Origin of the sequence: Ensifer sp. Root127, assembly GCF_001425225.1 — a bacterium.
GTDB classification, from domain to species: Bacteria; Pseudomonadota; Alphaproteobacteria; order Rhizobiales; family Rhizobiaceae; genus Ensifer; species Ensifer canadensis.
Genome location: NZ_LMDX01000028.1, coordinates 1 through 17579 on the forward strand (window position 1 = coordinate 1; position 17579 = coordinate 17579).

Sequence of the window (17579 nt, forward strand, 5' to 3'; positions counted from 1 at the left end):
GATGAACTCGAAAAGGTTTCGCCGATGTGGCCGTGGTTCATTGGTGCGACTGTCTTTCCGCGCGATCCCGGAAGCGACGCTTCTCTTGATCGACTGCGCGATTTCGGTTTTGCTAATCCCGAGCAGAGCTTCAAGATTTCGCACCGAATAAGGGTCGCCCCCGAGAGAGTCAGATCGCAGTTGAGCTGTACCCTTTGTGAGTTCCTGCTCTTGCAGGCTAAGTAGCTTCAGCAGGACGATTATGTCTTGGCTCTTCATCGTGACTGTCCTCCGTCCTAGGACTGAGGACACTAAGCACGAACTTTCCCGCTTTGTCAAAGCCAGAGTGGCCGAGCGTGTGACGACACCTTCTCGGTGGTGTGACTGGTATCGCCGGTCTTGGCATCGGCTTTGCGCCGGAACGGGCACTGGATTACCCAACCGCAATTTCGAGTTTGGCAGGGTGAGGGGCGTCGACTTCGGGCTCGGGCTCGCCTCGTCGAAGGACGATCCGAAGGCCGCCCGCGACAACATCGCCAACATCGGTAGGTCACTGGCGAAGGCGGGCGTTGCGGCACACGAGGATCGCATAATGTATCGCCTGAAACAGCGCGCTGCGGCGATTGGCCAGCCTAGCTGATCTTCCGGGGACGCCCGCCCTTCGCGCCGTTGGCTCGGCTTGCCTCGATCTTCGCGGCGGACCGAGATTGCCCGCCTCGGCGTTGAGCCTCCATGAACTTCGCAGTTCCGAATATGCCCTTCATTAAACCGAGGATGGTGAAATCCAGTCTAAGGTTTCCCAATGCAAGCCAGTTTCGCCCAAAAGCTCGACTTCCGCCAACTGGGCAGGCGTTGCATTCTCCAGGCATTGTACCGATCGGGCAGGCACCATGAAAGCTGCGGGCCGGGCTGATCAGCGCGCCACTGCTAGCAGGCCGATCATCGGATCATCTCTCATCTGGCTGATCGTTTCCTGCGTCATGTATTTGGCGCGCTGGACGTCGGGCTCGGCCTAGTCGATGATTGTTGCCAGCTTCGCCACCTTTGGCCGGATCTGGTCGGCGACGGCTCGCCATTGTAGGGACGCTGCCTCGGGAGTCTCCTGAGCGAAAGCGGTGGCGATGAAGGCCGACGCTGCGGCCGCTCTTGCCGGCGTGGGCCCAATCGCCCAGGAATACAACAGGCAGCCCTCGCGGGGAGGGCGACCGTGTCCCGGCTCGTGGGAGAGGTTTCAGGAGGATCTGACCGCCGACGAAAGCGAACTACCGCTGGTCGTCCATTTCGGCGAGCTTACGCACGCGGCGCCTGAAGTCTTCGTCGGTCGAGAACTCGGCCTTGAGGTAGGCTTCGACCAAATCCTTGGCGAGCCATGCGCCGACGATCTGGGCGCCAATGCACATGACGTTGACGTCGTCGTGTTCCACTGACTGGTGAGCCGAATGGACGTCGTGGCAGACAGCTGCGCGGATACCCTTGACCTTGTTTGCCGCGATCGATGCTCCCACGCCGGTACCGCAAACCAGCAGTCCGCGGTCCGCGGTGCCGGCGGTGAGCGAGGAGGTGACGTTTTTCGCGATGTCGGGAAAATCGACAGGATCGGGGTTGTAGGATCCGACGTCATTCACCTCATGGCCGAGCGATTTGATATAGTCAATGATCGTAGCCTTAAGCGGAAATCCGGCGTGATCCGAGCCGATAACGATGCGCATGTCATTTCTCCCAGTTGAGATTATTGAGCAATCAGTCGAGGCAGCCAAAGCGTGAAGTCCTTTGCGAAAGTCAGGATGACCAGCGTGGCGAGCAAGGGTACATAGAAGGGCAGGAGTGCCCGTAGCAGACTTCTAATCGACACCTTGGCGATGTCGGATACGAGGAACAGCGAGAGGCCCATCGGCGGTGTCAGCAGGCCCATCATCAGGTTGAAGATCGTGACGATGCCGAGCTGCACCGGATCGACGCCGGCCAGCACGAGCGGCGGTGCGATGATAGGCACCAGCAGCAGGGTGGCCGTCGTCGAATCCAGGAACATGCCGGCGATGAAGAAAATCAAGTTTGCAATGAGCAGCAGCGTCAGCGGATCCTTGGACAAGCCGAGCAGAGACGCTGCGAAAGTCTGGGGGACCTGTTCGACTGCGAGGATCCAGCCGAACAGGGCTGCCGCCGCAACGATGATGAGGATCGCACTGCAGCTGCGGGCTGTCAGCAATGCCGAATTCCAGAGGTGCGCGAAGGTCAGTTCACGGTAGAGCGCGCCGCTGATGAAGATGACGTAGACGGCGGTGATGGCGGCGGCTTCCGTTGGGGTGAAGGCGCCTGCGGTCATGCCTCCAACCATCAGCGCCGGGGCAATGATGGCGGGAAGTGCCGGCAGCAGAGCCTTGACGATTTCCATCGGCGCCGGCCAGCGCTCGGCGCGGGGATGACGATGGCGGGTAGCGACGACAAGTACCGTTAGCATCAGAAGCACTGTGCAGACGAGCGCGGGCATGATGCCGGCGATCAGCAACTGGACAATGGAGACGCTGGTTACCGAGCCATAGACGATCAGCGGGATGGATGGCGGAAAGATTGGTCCCAAGGTCGCGGACGCGGCTGTCACCGCGCCGGCAAAGGCGGGATCGAACCCGCGCTTCTTCATGGCGTCGATCTCGATGCGGCCGAGGCCGCCGATATCGGCCAGCGCGGCCCCCGACATGCCGGAAAACACCAGGCTGCCGAAGACGTTGACCTGCGCCAATCCGCCGGGAACGCGGCCGACCAGCGTATAGGCGAAATGGAAGATGCGGTCGGTAATGCCGGACAGGTTCATCAGGTTGCCGACGAAGATGAACAACGGCACGGCAACCAGCGGAAAGGAATCAAGCGCATAGGTGATGCGCTGTGCGAGCAGGCCGAACGGCAATCCCTCCACCAGGACATAGAGGATCGACGGCAGCAGGATGGCATAGACCACTGGAAAGCCCAGCACGAAAAGGCTGAGAAAGGCGACAACAACTAGAAATCCCATGGGATTTTTTCCTTACACAGCGATATTCGTGTCCGCTTGGGGCGGCTTGCGCAAATGCAGCACATGCACGACGGCTGCCCCGGCGAAGCCGAAGAATGTGGTTCCTAGGAAGATCCAGAAGGGGATTCCGAGGGTGGGCGTCGCGTTCAACAGGTTCTTGGAAATGTTGGTGACAGTGACCCAGGCCAGGAATAAGCCGATAGCAACCGCCGTGATGGAGATGCAGACGTTGATAATGCCGCGCAGCTTTTTTGGTAGTGCAGCCTTAATCTCGCCCATGACGATGTTTTCGCCGTTCTGCACCACGAGCGGGTAGGACACGAATACGAGGCAGATCAGGAGGAACCGCGTCAATTCTTCCGCTCCGATGAAAGGCAGCGTGAAGACGTTTCGCAGAACGACCTGAGTTGTCGGGACGATCACGATGCCTGCCATCAGGCAGACGCAGATAACGGTCAGGACACGTTCCAGCAGGCGCATCTTGTTTGCTCCGTTCATATGTTCGGATTATTGGGTGTGGGGACGGCATGTGGCCGTCCCGATGCCTTTGAGCGGCTTACTTGACGGCAGCGATCTGAGCCAAGAGCGGGTCGAAGGCCGGGAAGTCCTCCTTGATCTGGGCGCTCACCTTCTCGCGAAAGGCCGCCACATCAAGCCCGTCGGCTTCGGTGAGAACGGTCATGCCGCGACCCTTGAGGTCGGCAACGAGTTTGACTTCGGACTCGGTTGCCATCTGCAGCGATTTCTTGGCCTCGTCGTCCAGTACCTTGGTGATGGCCGTCCGCTGCGCCTCGGTCAGCCCCTGCCAGATTTCCTCGTTGATGAAGACCGCCAGCACGGCCCGCATGTGGCCGGTCATGGACAAATGGGTCTGCACCTCGTTGAGATTGTTAGAGGCGATCATCGTCAGCGGATTTTCCTGGCCGACCACGACGCCGGTCATCAGAGCCGTTGGCAGTTCGGCTACCTCGACCGGGGTCGGGATTGCGCCAAAGCCCTTGACCATCGAGACCCAGAGTTCAAGCGGCACCGCGCGGAAGGGTTTGCCGGCAAGGTCGGCCGGAGTCTTGACCGGGAAATTCGACGAAATATGCCGGTCACCGCGATAGATGCGGCCGATGATGCGGATGCCCTGGGCGACCAGCTTCTCGTTGACGGCCTGAAGGGCCGGCGAAGTCGCGGGATCTGTCGCAGCCAGTGCGTGGGCGCCGTCGCGATAAATGAAAGGCGCGTTGAACACGGCCACTTCCGGCACCAGGCGGGCCAGCGACGCGAAATCGTGATGGCCCATGGAGATCGACCCCATGCGAACGCCATCGACCATTTCGGCGACGCCCCCAAGCTGGCTGGCGGGATAGACCGTGACGGTCACTTCGCCATTGGTGGCGGTCTTGATGCCTTCCGCGGCGGCGGCGGCATAAATCGTCTGGATATCGCCTTCGGCGCCGACATGGGCGTATCGCAATTCCGCAGCCGAAACCGGCCCGGCCACGAGCGCTGCCCCGAGTGCGAATGCGGCCAGGCCGCGTGTTTTGAGAATGTTCAGCATTTTCTTCTCCTCCCTTGGATAAAAAAGACTGATCTGCCTGTTATTTCTCCTCCGGCAGACCCTTCCTGGCGAATGCGGCTATGTAGCTCTTGCGCCGAAGCTTATCGCCGATGGCAAAGTGTTGGCGCAATTTGGTCTCGGCCTCGTCGGGATCGCGCGCGAGTACGGAAAGGTAGACCTCCCGGTGGGCCTCAACGAGGTAATCGCGGATGCCGGTCGTATCGCTGGTTTCGATGCGCCGCTGGACATGGCTGCGCTTCAGCAAGGTGGCTATCGAGTGATAGATCGTGATCAGCGCCGGGCTGCGGCTAGCCTCCACGAGCGCCAGGTGGAACGCGAAGTCTGCAGCGCCGCCGTCCTCGGCATCATCAAGCGTTTCCATGAGTGTCGAAAGCAGACCTCCGATCCGCGAGAGATCTCCGTCGGTTGCGCGGCTACATGCCAGGCGGATTGCCTGGCACTCGATGGCAATTCGCGCCTGCATGATATCGTCGACCATGTCGGGCTGCTGGGCCAGGCAGAAGGTCAGGAAATCACCCAGGACGGCAATATCGGCCTTGCGCACGAAGGCGCCCTTGCCGTGGCGAATATCTAGAAAACCGTAGTTTGCGAGCGACCGAAGCGCCTCCCGAAGCACGGGTCTCGAAACCCCGAGAGCCAGGCACAGCTCACGCTCGCCCAGTAGCCTGTCGCCCTCCTTCAGGGCGCCGGACAGCAATTGTTCGCGAAAGAACGACAGGACCCTTTCGGTCCCGGCGACTGAGTCGGACTCGGCACTTATCAACGTATTCACAGCTGGTCTCCACTGGTATTACCAGTAAATCACCAGATCCAGTTAAGGTCAACCTCAGCGTCGCATCGAAAGGTAATGGCCCAGAGCGCCGATATTTTATCAGGGCCGGAGTTGCTCTCCTATACGCGCGCATTGGGAAGGCTTCATCAAAGCCTCCTCCGAAATGTACCTGAAATTTGTGGACAGCCGCGGACTTAAATACAGCGAGCTGAAGTCCTGTTTCTCCGTATTTGGGCTGAAGTCGAAGCTCCAAACGCTGGCTGCATCTCGCCAGTCTCTCGCAAACATCGACGCTTTCGATTTTATCCGGTCGGAATTGGAGAATACGGCAAGGTTACAGCTAGGCTCTGCGATCAATACCGAATCCAACCTTACGTCGAAGGTCTTCAGCAATATCGCAACATCGCTGAATATCAATATTGCCGGATACACGTCGCGCTTCAATCTGATTGACGAAAGCCTAGTTCATCGACGCAACAAGATTGCGCACGTGAGTTCCTCGACATCGGCGGCCCAGAGTTTGGCGATCTTCTCGACGAGGTTTTGCAAATCATGCGCGAGTACAAGATTGACCTTGAGAATGCTGCATCGCTGGCAGCATACAAGCGATGAACTAGCCCTGTATCCGATGACTGCGCTTTTCGGCTCCGGTCATGAACTCACTTCTCTTCGCTACCAATCACCCACACGAGCCTTTCGACTGTCTGATTTCCAATAAGCTTCCTTATCGGAACTCAGATCTGACGGCTTCAAGGGGCGGCAAAAGGGCCGAGAAATCGTTCGGCCGGATCAGCTTCCTGACCTCTCCCGGGTAGCAGTTTCCGCCCCCGATGTAGTCCCTGAAGGTGGCTCGCGCCTGCGCGTTCGTCAGGACGTAGAACGTTGGCGCCATCGTCCTCAGGTCCAATTCAATGAAGACGAAGAAGTCAGCATCGCCCTTCGTCTCCATATCGACAGGCCAGCGCGTGATCTCGTGCTTGTCGAACATGGCATCCCGATCGCTGATCCAGCGGATGAATCTCGGCTTCTTCTTAACTGCCAGGTGCCGACAGACGATTGAGGCAAAGGCAGCACAGAGAAGAATCTGTCGAGCTAGATTAGAATTTGGAGAGCGCCTTTTCATCTCGGTCTGGAAGCTCGCCAGCCGTCTGTCCACTGCCCGGTAACAATCAACCTTCTCCGGGATCATGCTCGCCATCTGTGCGACGACTTCCCGCATGTCCTGAAGAGCGCCGCGGATGTTGTCGTCGGTCATGTAGTCACGAAGCAGCTTCGACTTTTTATCGACCAGGTAGCTGACGCTGAAGACGACAGGGCATCTCAGGTACTCGATGAGGCCTTGCGACGACGACCGGGATCCTTTGATGTCGCTAGGCGCTACCGCCGCAATATATTCTTCGATGTTCGACTGGGTGTCGTGGTTGAGAACTATCGCGAAGGCAAAGGTGTCATTCGACTTGTTCGGATCTCCGATGCAGTAGTCGGAAAACACGTTCCAAGCCTGACCCTGAGGAAACTGCTCAAACCAAGCTTCGAGATCGGTCGAGATGGTCCGGTACACGGTTTCGAGCAGGTTGATCAGTTCGAACATGCCACTCTCACTTCATGACCGGAGGCTTCGGCCCATGTCCAGGTGACGGCTTCGGGGTGGAAGCCCCCGTCGCCGCCTCGACGAGCTGCCAGCTTAGGCGCCTTCCTGAAGCCGTCCTCAGTCCGCACGAGATCGTAGGCCTCGCACACCTTGTCGGAGAATATGCCGTGCAGCTCCTGGCTGTCGTCGATGTCGAATGACAGGATCTCGCCAGAGCTAATCACGAACGCCTCATGAGGCTCGAGGCCGCTATTATCGATCAGGACGACTTCATCCGCGACCATCAAGGCTGCGGTCAGGTTCGCGAACGATCCCTTATGCCGCCTGCGGATGTTCTCTTCCGGGATGCTGTGGCCGCCCTTCAACACGCGCTGTCGGACACGCTCGACATTCCTCTCAACGGAATCCAGGGCGACATAATAGAGGCCCACCATAAACCCGGCCGCTTTGGCTTCTCGCATCAATCGGATCGATTGCTGGCTGCTCAGTGTGGTTTCGAAAATGAAAGACTGCCGGGTTTCGATCATCTCGGCAATGTATCGGAGGGCAGCTCGACCAGCTTGAATGTCGGTCGATTTGCCATCGCCGATCGCGGGCATCGCGTTGGCGATTTCGTCTGCGTTGATCCAGACACCTTCGAGATCGAGCTTCGCGAACGCGGAAGACTTGCCGGAGCCGTTTGGCCCGGCAAGGAGGATGCACGACAATTCCGGCATACAGCGATCGCTACCTTACCGTGGCCGGAGCGTGATCCTTGCGCTCGTGCTTCGTCCGATCCTTGGCTTCGTTCTGGCGATCCTTTGCGGAAATCGTCAGGCCCATGCGACGGCTCTCGGCAAGGGCTTCCCGGCCGATCTGCTTCAAGGCTTCCTTGTTCTCGCGGTACTTCTGCAAGAGCATCGTCGATCTCCTATTCCTGCCTTCAACATAATGCTTTCGGCCGTCGGCTGCAAATTTCGGCTTATGCCAGGTTCCGCCGACGGCAACACGGGATGCAACAGGCCGCGAGAGACGGCCTTGAAGCCCTCGGGCATCTTCCGTTCCTATCTCTACCTTAACCCGGCGGCTCACACTGCGGGGTTCTTTTTGCCGCGTAGTCCGATCCTAAAGTCGATAGGTGGCAGCCCCTCGATCGGCTCCTCCAGCTCGTCCTCTTCGTCCGCGAACGCGCCGGGTGGCAAATCTGCGGCGATCCTGTTTGCAGACATCCGAAATAGAACGCCGTTGGCCTGCCTGACTATATCGTGCAGCTTCTCATGATCCTCAGACCCGATCTCGGCTGCGTGCAGCTCCCTTACGAGATCGATGATCGGTTCAGGTATGAGTTCCACGATCTACTCGGCGCTCAATTCGTCAGCCATGCCCTTCTTCCTTTCTACTCCCTTCCTGCATATCCGACCCCGTAGCCGTCGGCTACCTTTGTGCCTTGCGTCGTCGGGCTGGACCATCCTCGGAATAGAGGAAGGAACAGCCCCATGCCCGAAAAACTTGAGATCATCTTCGACACCAGTGGCGCGGATTGTAAGGCCGCTCCGTGTTTTCTTCAGCTCTGTCAAAGCGGGGCGGGGTAGCTCTCGGAGATGCCGACGGTCGGCTATTTACCTACTATGGGCAAAATGAATGGAGAGTCCGGCTCGAAAAGGCGGGATTCGCTGTCTTGCACCTGCGGATAACGGGACAAGATCCTACACGTCGCGATGCCGATAAATGGATTAGCTGTGTCGCAAGGCGCAACGGTTCGGTTGAGGCGGAGTTTGAATGAAACTAACAGCACTGGTCCTCGCGACTTTGCTGTCTCTGGCAGGGCCAACATTCGCGCAGTCCGCCCAGACGCCGAATACCGACAAAAATGCGCCGCTCGCAGCGCCAGTGCAAGCTGAAGCTGTCAAGAAATCTGAGCAGGATCCCGGTAAGCCGGCTACTATGCCGGCGCCTCTAGGGGCGACTGTTGAGCAGCTCAACGCAGCTGAAATGGAGAGGGTGCCCGGGAGTCCCTGGTGGGATAAATTGCTCCAGTCCGGCGTGGTTGCGTTAGCCGGTTTGGGTGGCGCATTGATTGGGGCTTTGGTTGGGCGCTGGAACACCGTTGCGGCCATCAACCAGAACAACCCTCCTTTACCTAAGTGTTGGAGGCTGTGATCGGAAACGCAAGCATTCCCTTTTTATGCCGGTTTGAGACCGGTCGGGCGCAGGTCAATTCACCGCTTTGCCGGTTCACATGATGTTCCCCTTATGGAGAACCTAACCGAAGTGCATCATGTCTATTTTGGAGGGTAACAAGCCTTACCCCAAGCCGAGCAAAAGCGCGTCATGATGTATCTGAACGCGTCAGCGGATCATCTCATAGGAACTGCACTCTCACGCTCCAGCAGCATTTCTTCCACCAGGCGCGCAGACTCAGCGGAAATCGGTAACAAGGCCAGATGGCGTAGGCGGTGACAGATGGTGGAAAACGATGGCGCCTGTAGCTGACAGGGGTTGGATAATCGTCGCCAGTTATAAGCAAGCAGAATCATGGCAGGCTAACGATGAGATCATCGCCACAGAGGAACGTAGCCACGACTGCCGTTGATCAGGGTGCGGGTGTAGGGGTGGGTAACGGCCCGCTCGATCAGCTGTCGCTTTTCCGCAAATTCGACGAAGCCACCATCCTGCATCACGGCAACGCGGTCGCACAGGTGGGCGACCACGGCGAGATCGTGGCTGACGAGGATATATGTCAGCCCTTCTCGCTCGCGCAGATCTTTCAAAAGGTTCAGTATCTCGGCCTGGATGGACACGTCGAGCGCCGACGTTGGTTCATCGAGCAGTAGAATGCGGGGTGACAGGATAAGCGCCCGGGCAATGGCCACGCGCTGGCGCTGGCCGCCGGACAGCTGATGCGGGAACCGGTATCGAAAATTCTGCGGCAAACCAACATCATCGAGAGCCTTTTGCACCCGTTCCTGGCGCCGATCCAGCCCATGGATCTCCAGGGGCTCTAGAAGCGTGCGACCGATCGTGTGCCGCGGGTGGATGGAACCGAACGGGTCCTGGAACACCATCTGTTGCTTCGCCAACTGGGCCTTGGAACGCTTCTGGCCAATCACCTCGCCATCAACCTCAATGGTGCCGGTCCACTGCTTGTTGCGTCCGGCAAGGGCGCCGAGGATCGTGGATTTGCCGCAACCGCTTTCACCGACAAGCCCGAAGGCTTCGCCTTTCGCAACGGCAAAGCAGACATCCTTCACCACGCGCACTTCGTTGTCGGCTTTGCCATAGGAAACGGCGAGTTTTTCGACTTTGATCATCGACATCACATATTCTCCAGCCAGGCCGGGTCGCGCCGCAACACTTCCAACCGATCGCGTGGATGGTCGAGGCTGGGCAACGCATTGAGCAGGCCACGGGTATAGGGGTGCTGGGCGTTGTCCAGGTCGGAAGCCGCGATGGTCTCCACAATGCGCCCGGCATACATGATGATGACGCGGTCGCAGAAGCTGCGGACCAGATTGAGATCGTGAGAGATGAAGATCAGGCCGATATTTCGCTCGACGACCAGCTCGTCGAGGATCGAAAGAACCTGTTGGCGCACTGTAACATCGAGAGCCGAGGTAGGCTCGTCGGCGATGATCAGCGACGGCGAGGCGATCAGCATCATCGAGATCATAATGCGCTGGCCCATGCCGCCCGAGACTTCGTGCGGATAGAGGTCGAACACCCGCTGCGGATCGCGGATGCGCACGCGTTCCAGCATGGCCAACGTCCGGGCATGGGCTTGCCTGCGGGAGACGCCTTCGTGCAGCAAGACCGTTTCGGCAATCTGCTCGCCGATACTCATCACCGGATTGAGCGAATATTTCGGGTCCTGCAGGATCATGGCGATGCGTCGGCCGCGAATGGAGAGCATCTCCTGCTCGCTGGCCTTCATCAGATCGATGTCCTCGAAAATCATACGCTCCGCGTGGACCCTGGCCTTGGGAGGCTGGAGGCGCATGATCGCTCGGCCGGTCGTGCTCTTACCCGATCCGGATTCGCCGATGATGCCCACCTTTTCGCGACCGACCGTGAATGACACGTCGCGTACGGCCATGACCGTGCCGGACAGGGTCGGAAACTCGACCGACATGTTCTCGACCGTCAAAATTGTGTCTGAAGGTTTATCCATTTCGAGGATCCAGGATGTCGCGCAGGCCGTCGCCGAGCAGGTTGAAGGCGAGGCTCACGGTTAAAATCGCGATGCCGGGGATAGTCGTCAGCCACCATGCGTCCAGGAGGTACTGACGGCCGGAAGCGGCCATCGCACCCCATTCGGGCATTGGCGGTTGCGCGCCCAGTCCAAGGAAGCCGAGACCGGCTGCCGTCAGGATGATGCTCGACATGTTGAGCGTCAGGCGGACGACAACAGAGGGTGCGCAGAGCGGCACGATATGGCGCACGAGAATGCGGATCATGCCGGCGCCCTGCAATTCGGCGGCGACCACGAAATCCGCGTTGCGGAAGGTCAGTGTCTCTGCCCGGGCAAGACGAGCGATCGGCGGCCAGACTGTGAGCGCGATGGCAATGACGGCGTTTTCGATGCCAGGTCCCAGGCTCGCGGAGAAGGCGAGGGCGAGAACCAGGCTCGGAAACGACAGGAAGATATCGGTGATGCGCATCAGGATGACGTCGATCCAGCCACCGAGATAGCCAGCCGTCGCCCCGATGACAAAACCGATGGGCGCGACGATGATCGTCACCAGAATGCTGATATAGAGCGTCGTGCGGGCGCCGAAGACTAGCCGCGTGTAAACGTCGCGGCCGAATTCGTCGGTTCCGAACCAGTGTTGCCATGACAGCGGCTGCAACGCGCTGGAGAGGTCCTGCGCGTAAGGATCGTAGCTGGTGATCGCGGGCGCCAGGATGGCGACGATGATCAGAAACAGGACCACGAGAAAGCCGGTGAAGGCCAGCGGGTTGGCGAGCAGGCTGAGCCAGGCGACATACATCTTGTGCAGCCGCGCCTGGCGTGTCGAGGTAAAGTCCTCGTTGATCAGCCAGTCGTGCAGAGTGGTCAGGGACCCTTGTTTTGTCATGACTGTCACCGCGTCCTTGGATCGATAAAGCGATAGGCAATGTCCGAAAGGAGATTGATCGCGATGGAGATGATGCCGATCAGAAGGACGCTTCCGAGAACGGCATTCATGTCGGCGAAGAACAGCGCCGACGTGAGATACTGGCCGAGGCCGGGCCAGGCAAAGACCGTTTCGATCAGCACTGTACCGTCGAGCAGGCCGCAATAGGCGAGCGCGACCACGGTGAGAAGCTGAACGCGGATATTGCGGAAGGCGTGGCGCCAGACGACGGCACGTTGCCCGAGCCCCTTGGCTCTCGCCGTCAGGATGTACTCCTGGCGCAGCTGTTCCAGCATGAAGCTGCGGCTCATACGGCTGAGATAAGCCATGGCGGCATAACCGAGGATCAGTGCCGGGGCGATCACATGGTGGATTGCGCTCCAGAAGACTTCCCATTCGCCGGCGAGGATCGAATCCACCAGCAGCGATCCCGTCGGTCCCTCGACGAGGCCTTCGTTGTAGATATCGATGCGCCCGCCACCCGGGATCAGTCCGAATTTGGCATAGAAGACGAGGATGACGATCGTCCCGAGCCAGAAGATCGGTGTGGAATAACCGAGCAACCCGACGACCCGCCCAAGGTGATCCACCCACGTGCCCTTGCGTACGGCGGAGATGACCCCGAGTGGAACGCCGAACCCTGCACCGATCAGCGTCGCCAACGTCGCGAGCTCGATCGTGGCCGGAAACACACGGGCGAGATCGCTCGATACACTGTTTTTCGTGATGTGCGACTGACCGAAATCAAGTCTCACAACATCCGACAGATAGTGCCCGAACTGAACATAGAGCGGGCGGTCGAGGCCCATCTCCTTGTAAACGCGCTCATAGGTCGCCTGGTCCGCTTGGTCGCCGATGGCGGCAATCACCGGATCCGCCGGCACCAGTCGTCCGATCACGAACGTAATGATGAGAAGACCAAACAGGGTGGTCAGGATGACGGCGAATGAGGTCGCGATCTTGCGGGCACCGGACAGCAGCTTCTTGCTGCTGCCCGGGCCCTTCGCGGCGGTCGCTTGGGAGGAGGTCAAGTCAGATGTCCTTGCTGAAGACGGTCAGTCGCCTTTGGTCACAGTGTCCCAACGGGTCAGCCAGGTCGAATGGCCCGTGTAACCCTTCACGTCATTGCGAACAGCCTTGGCATCCGTTCTCTGGAAGGAGGTGATCAATGCCGGGGACGATTCCAGATAGACCTTGTTGATCTTGGCATAGAGATCGTTGCGCTTGGCCTTGTCCGTTTCATGCGCCGCCGCTAAAACCATATCCTGAATCTCCTTCGGCACATCCCATGCGGAGCGCCATGCCAGAAGGCCGGTCAGCTTCGCATCGTCGGCATTGTTGGCGTTGGTCGCATAGGAAGCCAACACGGCATGGGGATCGGGCAGGCGTTCACCGGAGCGGGCCGAGAAGATCTCGAAGGCCCGTTCGCGGAACTTGCCGATATGGTCTCCACCCTGAAGGTCGAGCTTGATGCCAACCTTTGCCGCATTGGCCTGCAGCGATTGGGCGACTTCATATTCTGGGGTAACCGGCGTGGCGAAGTAGATCTTGGAAAACCCGTCGGCATAGCCGGCTTCCGCCAGCAGTTGCTTGGCCTTGTCGATGTCTAGCTTATAGGGGTTCTCGGTGCTGGCACCGGCCAGGCCGCCTGGAATGATGGTCTGCTGCTTGATCCCGTAGTACTTCATGACGGTGCTCGAAAGGCCGTCATAATCGATCAAATAGCGGAAGGCTTCACGGATCTTCGGGTTCGACAGGATCTCGTCCTTCTGGTTCAGCGCCAGATAGTAGAAACCGAAGCCCGGCGTTTTCTGGATCTGTACGTTTCCGCCTGCCTCAAGTGCCGACAGGTCGGTAGACGACAGCCGGGTTGCGACATCCATGTCGCCGGCCTCGATCTGGAGGCGCTGAGCCGAGGATTCCGGCAGGTGACGGAGAATGACGCGACGCATCGCCGGCTCGCCCTGCCAGTAGTCGGCATAGGCTTCTGCGATCAGGAGTTCATTGGCGCGCCAGGAGCGCAGCGAATAGGGGCCGGACCCCGCATCGGCCGTCTGCAGGAACTCGCGTCCCATGTCGTCGTTTTTCGCCTTGTCGGCGAGGAAGGTGCTGTCGAGGATAGACGTCGAGAAGCTGGCAAGCGACAGCAGAATCAAGTCGGCATTCCAGACTTCCGGCGTTTCCAGCACGAGCGTCTGGTCGTCAGTCGCACGGATCAGGCTATCGACGTTGTCGGCGGAGAAGCCCCACTGGCGCAGGTCGGTAGACGGCGCGAGGCCAAGCTTGACCAGACGGCGCAGGGACCATTCCACGTCCTTTGCCGTAAGCGCGTTGCCGGAATGGAATGTCACGCCGCTGCGGATCTTGAAGGTGAAGGTCTTGCCGTCTTCAGAGATCGTCCAGCTTTCGGCAAGGCCCGGCTGCGGCTCGTTGATCTTGTCAGCAGGCAGGACGATCAGCCGTTCATAGAGGTTAGCAACGACTTCGGCGGATTCGAACTGGTTCAGTTCGTGGGGATCCAGGCCGCGCATCGACGACATGTTGACCGCGATCACCAATTGATCGGGCGGCGTGGCGGCAGTCGCTGTGTAGGGCGCAGCGATCGCGATCGCGACCGCACAGGCGAGCGTGAGGAAATGGCGTCTAAGCATTTGTATGTTCCTCCTGATGAGGCTCCTCAACCTCTAGTTTTCACCAATTTTCATATCGACATCGATCTGAAATCTGGTATATCAGATCTCACAAGTCAAATGGATCGTCAACAGGATTTTGCAGCAATGGCTGATAAACCAGGCCTCTCAAGCGGAGTGGGGCGCATTGAAAGACTTGACCCTCAGCTGCAGCTGACGGTCCGCGATCACGTCCATCGCATTCTGCGCGGCGCCATTCTGGCTGGCCGGTTCACGCCGGATGAAAAGGTCAACGAACGCCAGCTGGCCGAGCAGTTCGGCGTTAGCACGACCCCGGTCAAAGAGGCGTTGAGGCTTCTGGAGGCGGAGGGTCTCGTCCAGTCTCTGCCGCGGCGGGGCATTCTCATCCGCTTCAATATCAACTGGGCCGAGGAAATGATCCTGGCGCGTGCTGCTCTCGAGTCGATGATCGGCCGACTGGCTGCGCGCCGCATGTCGGAGGACAGCAAGCCGACGCTGAAGGCGACCGTCGGTCTGATGGAGGCGGCGACGGTCAGCGGCAATGCCGATGAACTGATCGCTCTCAATGAGACTTTTCACGACCAGATCCATCGAGCCTCGCGCTGTCAGTACCTGGTGCGGCTTATCGAGCGCCAGCAGTTCTATGACGCAAGCATTCGCCGGATCATCCATTCGGATCCGGCCGAGCGGGAAAAGGCGCTGCACGAGCACAGCGCGATCGCTGCAGCAATCATCGACGGGGATGCCGAGCGCGCGGAGAAGCAGATGCGCGATCACGTGGTCCGCTCCGGTGAGACCTACCTGTCGATCGTTTTCGGAAACAAAGAGGATGTTTAAGGTGAGTGAAAAGCTTGAAACCGTTAGAAAAGCACTTATTGGGATTTCGGGCGTGCCGGTCACTCCCTATCACAAGGACGGAAGCATCGACGTCGGGAAGCTTGATGCCCTGATCAAGGAGATGGCCGCAGCCCGCGTGCACAACTTGATGGCTGCTGGCAATACCGGCGAATTCTTCACGCTGACCATGGATGAAATCCGTCTGGTGCATCGCACGACGATCAAGGCCGCGGCCGGCAAGGCGCTGGTCAGCGCCGCAGTGGGACGTTCGCTTGCCGACGCCAAGTCGCTTGCCAAGGACGCAATTGCCGAAGGTGCCGACGCGATCATGGGTCATCATCCGATGGACCCGTTTGCCGGCCCCTCCTACCAGGCCCGCTATTTTCTGGAACTCGCCGATTTCTGCACAGTGCCGGTGATCGCCTATGTGCGCAGTGACGGGTTTTCCGTGGCCGATTTCCGTGAACTCGCTCTTCACCCGAATATCGCCGGCATCAAGTTCGCCTCGTCCAACCTGATGCTGCTCGCGGAAGTCATTCGCTCGACGCGTGATGCCCCGGCAATCTGGGTATGCGGTTTGGCCGAAGGCTGGGCGCCTGCGTTCTATGCACTGGGTGCGCGTGGGTTCACGTCGGGACTGGTCAATGTCTTCCCGCAGCGGTCTCATGCGATCCTCACCGCATTGCAGGAGGGCAATTATAGCGCTGCCCGCCAGCTGATCGACGGCATCGCCGAGTTCGAGGCGCTGCGCACGAAATACAACAATGGCGCCAATGTCACCGTCGTCAAGGAAGCCCTCGGAATGCTCGGCAATGACGTCGGCCCCGTTCGCCTTCCAGGCGTCGTCGCGCTGAACGACGCCGAGCGTGCAATTCTGCGCAGTGTCGTCGATCGGGTGACCACCGAGCAACGCGCTGCCTGAGGAGAACTGACGTGCATATCACTGGCATCAAGACCTATATGCAGCGTGTCGATGATCGGCCGCGCCTGCTTTTGAAGATCGAGACAAGCGAAGGCATTTCCGGCTGGGGCGAATGCTATAACCATGGCCCTGACTGGGCACTGCCGCCGCTGTTCGACTACCTGTTTCACCAGATCGAGGGCGAGGATCCGCGCCGGGTCGAATATCTGGTGCTGAAACTCAACCAGCAATGCCGGTTCCCGCCGGGTGCGCTCGGACTGGCGGCGATCTCGGCCATTGATCACGCGTTGTGGGATATCGCCGGAAAGGCAGCGCGCCTGCCGGTCTACATGCTGCTTGGCGGCCATGTGCGCGACCGTGTCAAGGTCTATTGCGGCGTCTATACCGCGCCCGATCCGCAGCACGCGCTCGACCAGACGCTGAAGCTCAATGAAGACTATGGCTACACGGCCTTCAAGCTCAGCCCCTACCGTCGCGATTTGCACGGGAGCCGTTGGGGCGAAGTGGTCAAGGAAACGGGCGACTACTTCGGCAAGATCCGCGAAATCACCCCGTCGCATTACGAATTTGCCTTCGATGCCCATGCGAAGATCTTCGAGCCGTATCAGGCGGTGCAACTGGCAGCGGCGCTCGCACCCAACGATCCGTTGTTCTATGAGGAGCCTATACGGCCGGAGCATATCCCGGCATGGGCCGAGCTGAAGTCGAAGGTCACGGTTCCGCTGGCCACCGGCGAGTCGCTGTACAATCGCTTCGAATTCCTGTCGCTTCTTTCGGCGCGTGGTGCCGATATCATCCAGCCGGACATCTGCGTGGTTGGCGGCGTGACGGAGATGCGCCGCATCGCAGCCCTGGCCGAAGCGCATTATGTGACGGTGGCGCCGCACAATCCGATGGGGCCGCTGGCAACCGCAGTGAACGTTCATTTCTGCGCCGCGCAGCCGAACTTCAAGATTCTCGAATTCAAGCCGCATGTCCATGCGCCTTGGGCGCTTGACCCCTACATGCCAGTGGACGGTCATATGGAGCTGCGACCCAATCGCCCTGGCTGGGGCATCGAGATCGATGAAGAGGTCCTGGCTAAGGACGACTACATCCATTGGGAACGCAAGATCACACGCAAACCCGACGGCTCGACAGCTTATCCATGACATCAT

19 protein-coding genes and 3 pseudogenes are annotated in these 17579 nt (G+C 59.2%); 6 read left to right on the forward strand and 16 right to left on the reverse strand.

Going from position 1 to position 17579, the window contains the following annotated elements; all coding sequences use genetic code 11:
* Both ASD03_RS40180 and ASD03_RS40765 read left to right on the forward strand, forming a co-directional pair.
* The coding region (locus ASD03_RS40180; protein ID WP_210177775.1) for a hypothetical protein at positions 1 to 225 on the forward strand (225 nt) is incomplete at its 5' end.
* Positions 226 to 333: 108 nt separating this feature from the next.
* A pseudogene (locus tag ASD03_RS40765) lies at positions 334 to 619 on the forward strand (hypothetical protein); the annotation flags it as partial.
* Here ASD03_RS40765 and ASD03_RS26535 read toward each other — a convergent pair.
* The 11 genes and pseudogenes from ASD03_RS26535 to ASD03_RS26580 form a co-directional block, all read right to left on the reverse strand.
* A pseudogene (locus ASD03_RS26535) lies at positions 612 to 880 on the reverse strand (DUF2442 domain-containing protein); the annotation flags it as partial. The pseudogenes ASD03_RS40765 and ASD03_RS26535 sit on opposite strands and share 8 nt — an antisense overlap.
* A gap of 12 nt (positions 881 to 892) precedes the next feature.
* Positions 893 to 1139, reverse strand: a pseudogene (locus tag ASD03_RS40770) (hypothetical protein); the annotation flags it as partial.
* Positions 1140 to 1241: 102 nt separating this feature from the next.
* Positions 1242 to 1688, reverse strand: a complete 447-nt coding sequence (gene rpiB, locus ASD03_RS26540; protein ID WP_057217418.1) for a ribose 5-phosphate isomerase B — start codon at positions 1686 to 1688, stop codon at positions 1242 to 1244.
* Between the two features lie 20 nt (positions 1689 to 1708).
* Complete coding sequence (locus tag ASD03_RS26545) at positions 1709 to 2986, reverse strand: TRAP transporter large permease (RefSeq protein ID WP_057217420.1); 1278 nt, start codon at positions 2984 to 2986, stop codon at positions 1709 to 1711.
* A 12-nt stretch (positions 2987 to 2998) separates the two neighbouring features.
* On the reverse strand, positions 2999 to 3466 hold the full coding sequence (locus ASD03_RS26550) for a TRAP transporter small permease (protein ID WP_057217423.1): 468 nt from the start codon (positions 3464 to 3466) through the stop codon (positions 2999 to 3001).
* A gap of 76 nt (positions 3467 to 3542) precedes the next feature.
* A complete protein-coding gene (locus tag ASD03_RS26555) occupies positions 3543 to 4535 on the reverse strand; it encodes a TRAP transporter substrate-binding protein (RefSeq protein ID WP_057217425.1) in 993 nt (330 codons plus the stop codon).
* A 40-nt stretch (positions 4536 to 4575) separates the two neighbouring features.
* A complete protein-coding gene (locus tag ASD03_RS26560) occupies positions 4576 to 5328 on the reverse strand; it encodes a FadR/GntR family transcriptional regulator (protein WP_057217427.1) in 753 nt (250 codons plus the stop codon).
* A 724-nt stretch (positions 5329 to 6052) separates the two neighbouring features.
* Entirely contained in the window at positions 6053 to 6919 is an 867-nt protein-coding gene (locus tag ASD03_RS26570) for a hypothetical protein (RefSeq protein ID WP_057217429.1), read from the reverse strand.
* Complete coding sequence (locus ASD03_RS26575; protein WP_082557417.1) at positions 6907 to 7635, reverse strand: zeta toxin family protein; 729 nt, start codon at positions 7633 to 7635, stop codon at positions 6907 to 6909. Before ASD03_RS26575 ends, ASD03_RS26570 begins: the two co-directional genes overlap by 13 nt.
* 10 nt (positions 7636 to 7645) lie before the next feature.
* Positions 7646 to 7819: a hypothetical protein gene (locus ASD03_RS40055; RefSeq protein WP_199197013.1), complete on the reverse strand. Its 174-nt coding sequence runs from the start codon at positions 7817 to 7819 to the stop codon at positions 7646 to 7648.
* Between the two features lie 167 nt (positions 7820 to 7986).
* Positions 7987 to 8250, reverse strand: a complete 264-nt coding sequence (locus ASD03_RS26580; RefSeq protein WP_057217432.1) for a hypothetical protein — start codon at positions 8248 to 8250, stop codon at positions 7987 to 7989.
* A 427-nt stretch (positions 8251 to 8677) separates the two neighbouring features.
* On the opposite strand from ASD03_RS26580, the gene ASD03_RS26585 reads away from it, so the two are divergent.
* Positions 8678 to 9058: a hypothetical protein gene (locus ASD03_RS26585; RefSeq protein ID WP_057217434.1), complete on the forward strand. Its 381-nt coding sequence runs from the start codon at positions 8678 to 8680 to the stop codon at positions 9056 to 9058.
* A 395-nt stretch (positions 9059 to 9453) separates the two neighbouring features.
* Here ASD03_RS26585 and ASD03_RS26590 read toward each other — a convergent pair whose 3' ends face one another.
* The 5 genes from ASD03_RS26590 to ASD03_RS26610 all read right to left on the reverse strand — a co-directional run bounded on the left by ASD03_RS26590 (position 9454) and on the right by ASD03_RS26610 (position 14663).
* A complete protein-coding gene (locus tag ASD03_RS26590) occupies positions 9454 to 10209 on the reverse strand; it encodes an ABC transporter ATP-binding protein (RefSeq protein WP_200957358.1) in 756 nt (251 codons plus the stop codon).
* A 5-nt stretch (positions 10210 to 10214) separates the two neighbouring features.
* Complete coding sequence (locus tag ASD03_RS26595; RefSeq protein ID WP_057217438.1) at positions 10215 to 11066, reverse strand: ABC transporter ATP-binding protein; 852 nt, start codon at positions 11064 to 11066, stop codon at positions 10215 to 10217.
* On the reverse strand, positions 11059 to 11973 hold the full coding sequence (locus tag ASD03_RS26600) for an ABC transporter permease (protein WP_057217440.1): 915 nt from the start codon (positions 11971 to 11973) through the stop codon (positions 11059 to 11061). The genes ASD03_RS26595 and ASD03_RS26600 overlap by 8 nt, the downstream gene beginning before the upstream one ends.
* A gap of 5 nt (positions 11974 to 11978) precedes the next feature.
* The gene (locus ASD03_RS26605) at positions 11979 to 12992 is read right to left on the reverse strand and encodes an ABC transporter permease (protein ID WP_057217474.1); all 1014 of its coding nucleotides are present in this window, start codon (positions 12990 to 12992) and stop codon (positions 11979 to 11981) included.
* Positions 12993 to 13067: 75 nt separating this feature from the next.
* Positions 13068 to 14663, reverse strand: coding sequence for an ABC transporter substrate-binding protein (locus ASD03_RS26610; protein ID WP_057217442.1), 1596 nt, complete (start codon positions 14661 to 14663; stop codon positions 13068 to 13070).
* 126 nt (positions 14664 to 14789) lie between these two features.
* On the opposite strand from ASD03_RS26610, the gene ASD03_RS26615 reads away from it, so the two are divergent.
* From ASD03_RS26615 to ASD03_RS26625, 3 genes are read left to right on the forward strand one after another with little or no spacing between them, the layout of a single operon-like run.
* Positions 14790 to 15500 (forward strand): GntR family transcriptional regulator, encoded by a 711-nt coding sequence (locus tag ASD03_RS26615; RefSeq protein ID WP_057217476.1) that lies wholly within the window; start codon positions 14790 to 14792, stop codon positions 15498 to 15500.
* Entirely contained in the window at positions 15493 to 16422 is a 930-nt protein-coding gene (locus ASD03_RS26620; RefSeq protein ID WP_057217444.1) for a dihydrodipicolinate synthase family protein, read from the forward strand. Before ASD03_RS26615 ends, ASD03_RS26620 begins: the two co-directional genes overlap by 8 nt.
* Positions 16423 to 16433: 11 nt before the next feature.
* Positions 16434 to 17573, forward strand: coding sequence for a mandelate racemase/muconate lactonizing enzyme family protein (locus tag ASD03_RS26625; protein ID WP_057217446.1), 1140 nt, complete (start codon positions 16434 to 16436; stop codon positions 17571 to 17573).
* Positions 17574 to 17579: the final 6 nt, after the last annotated feature.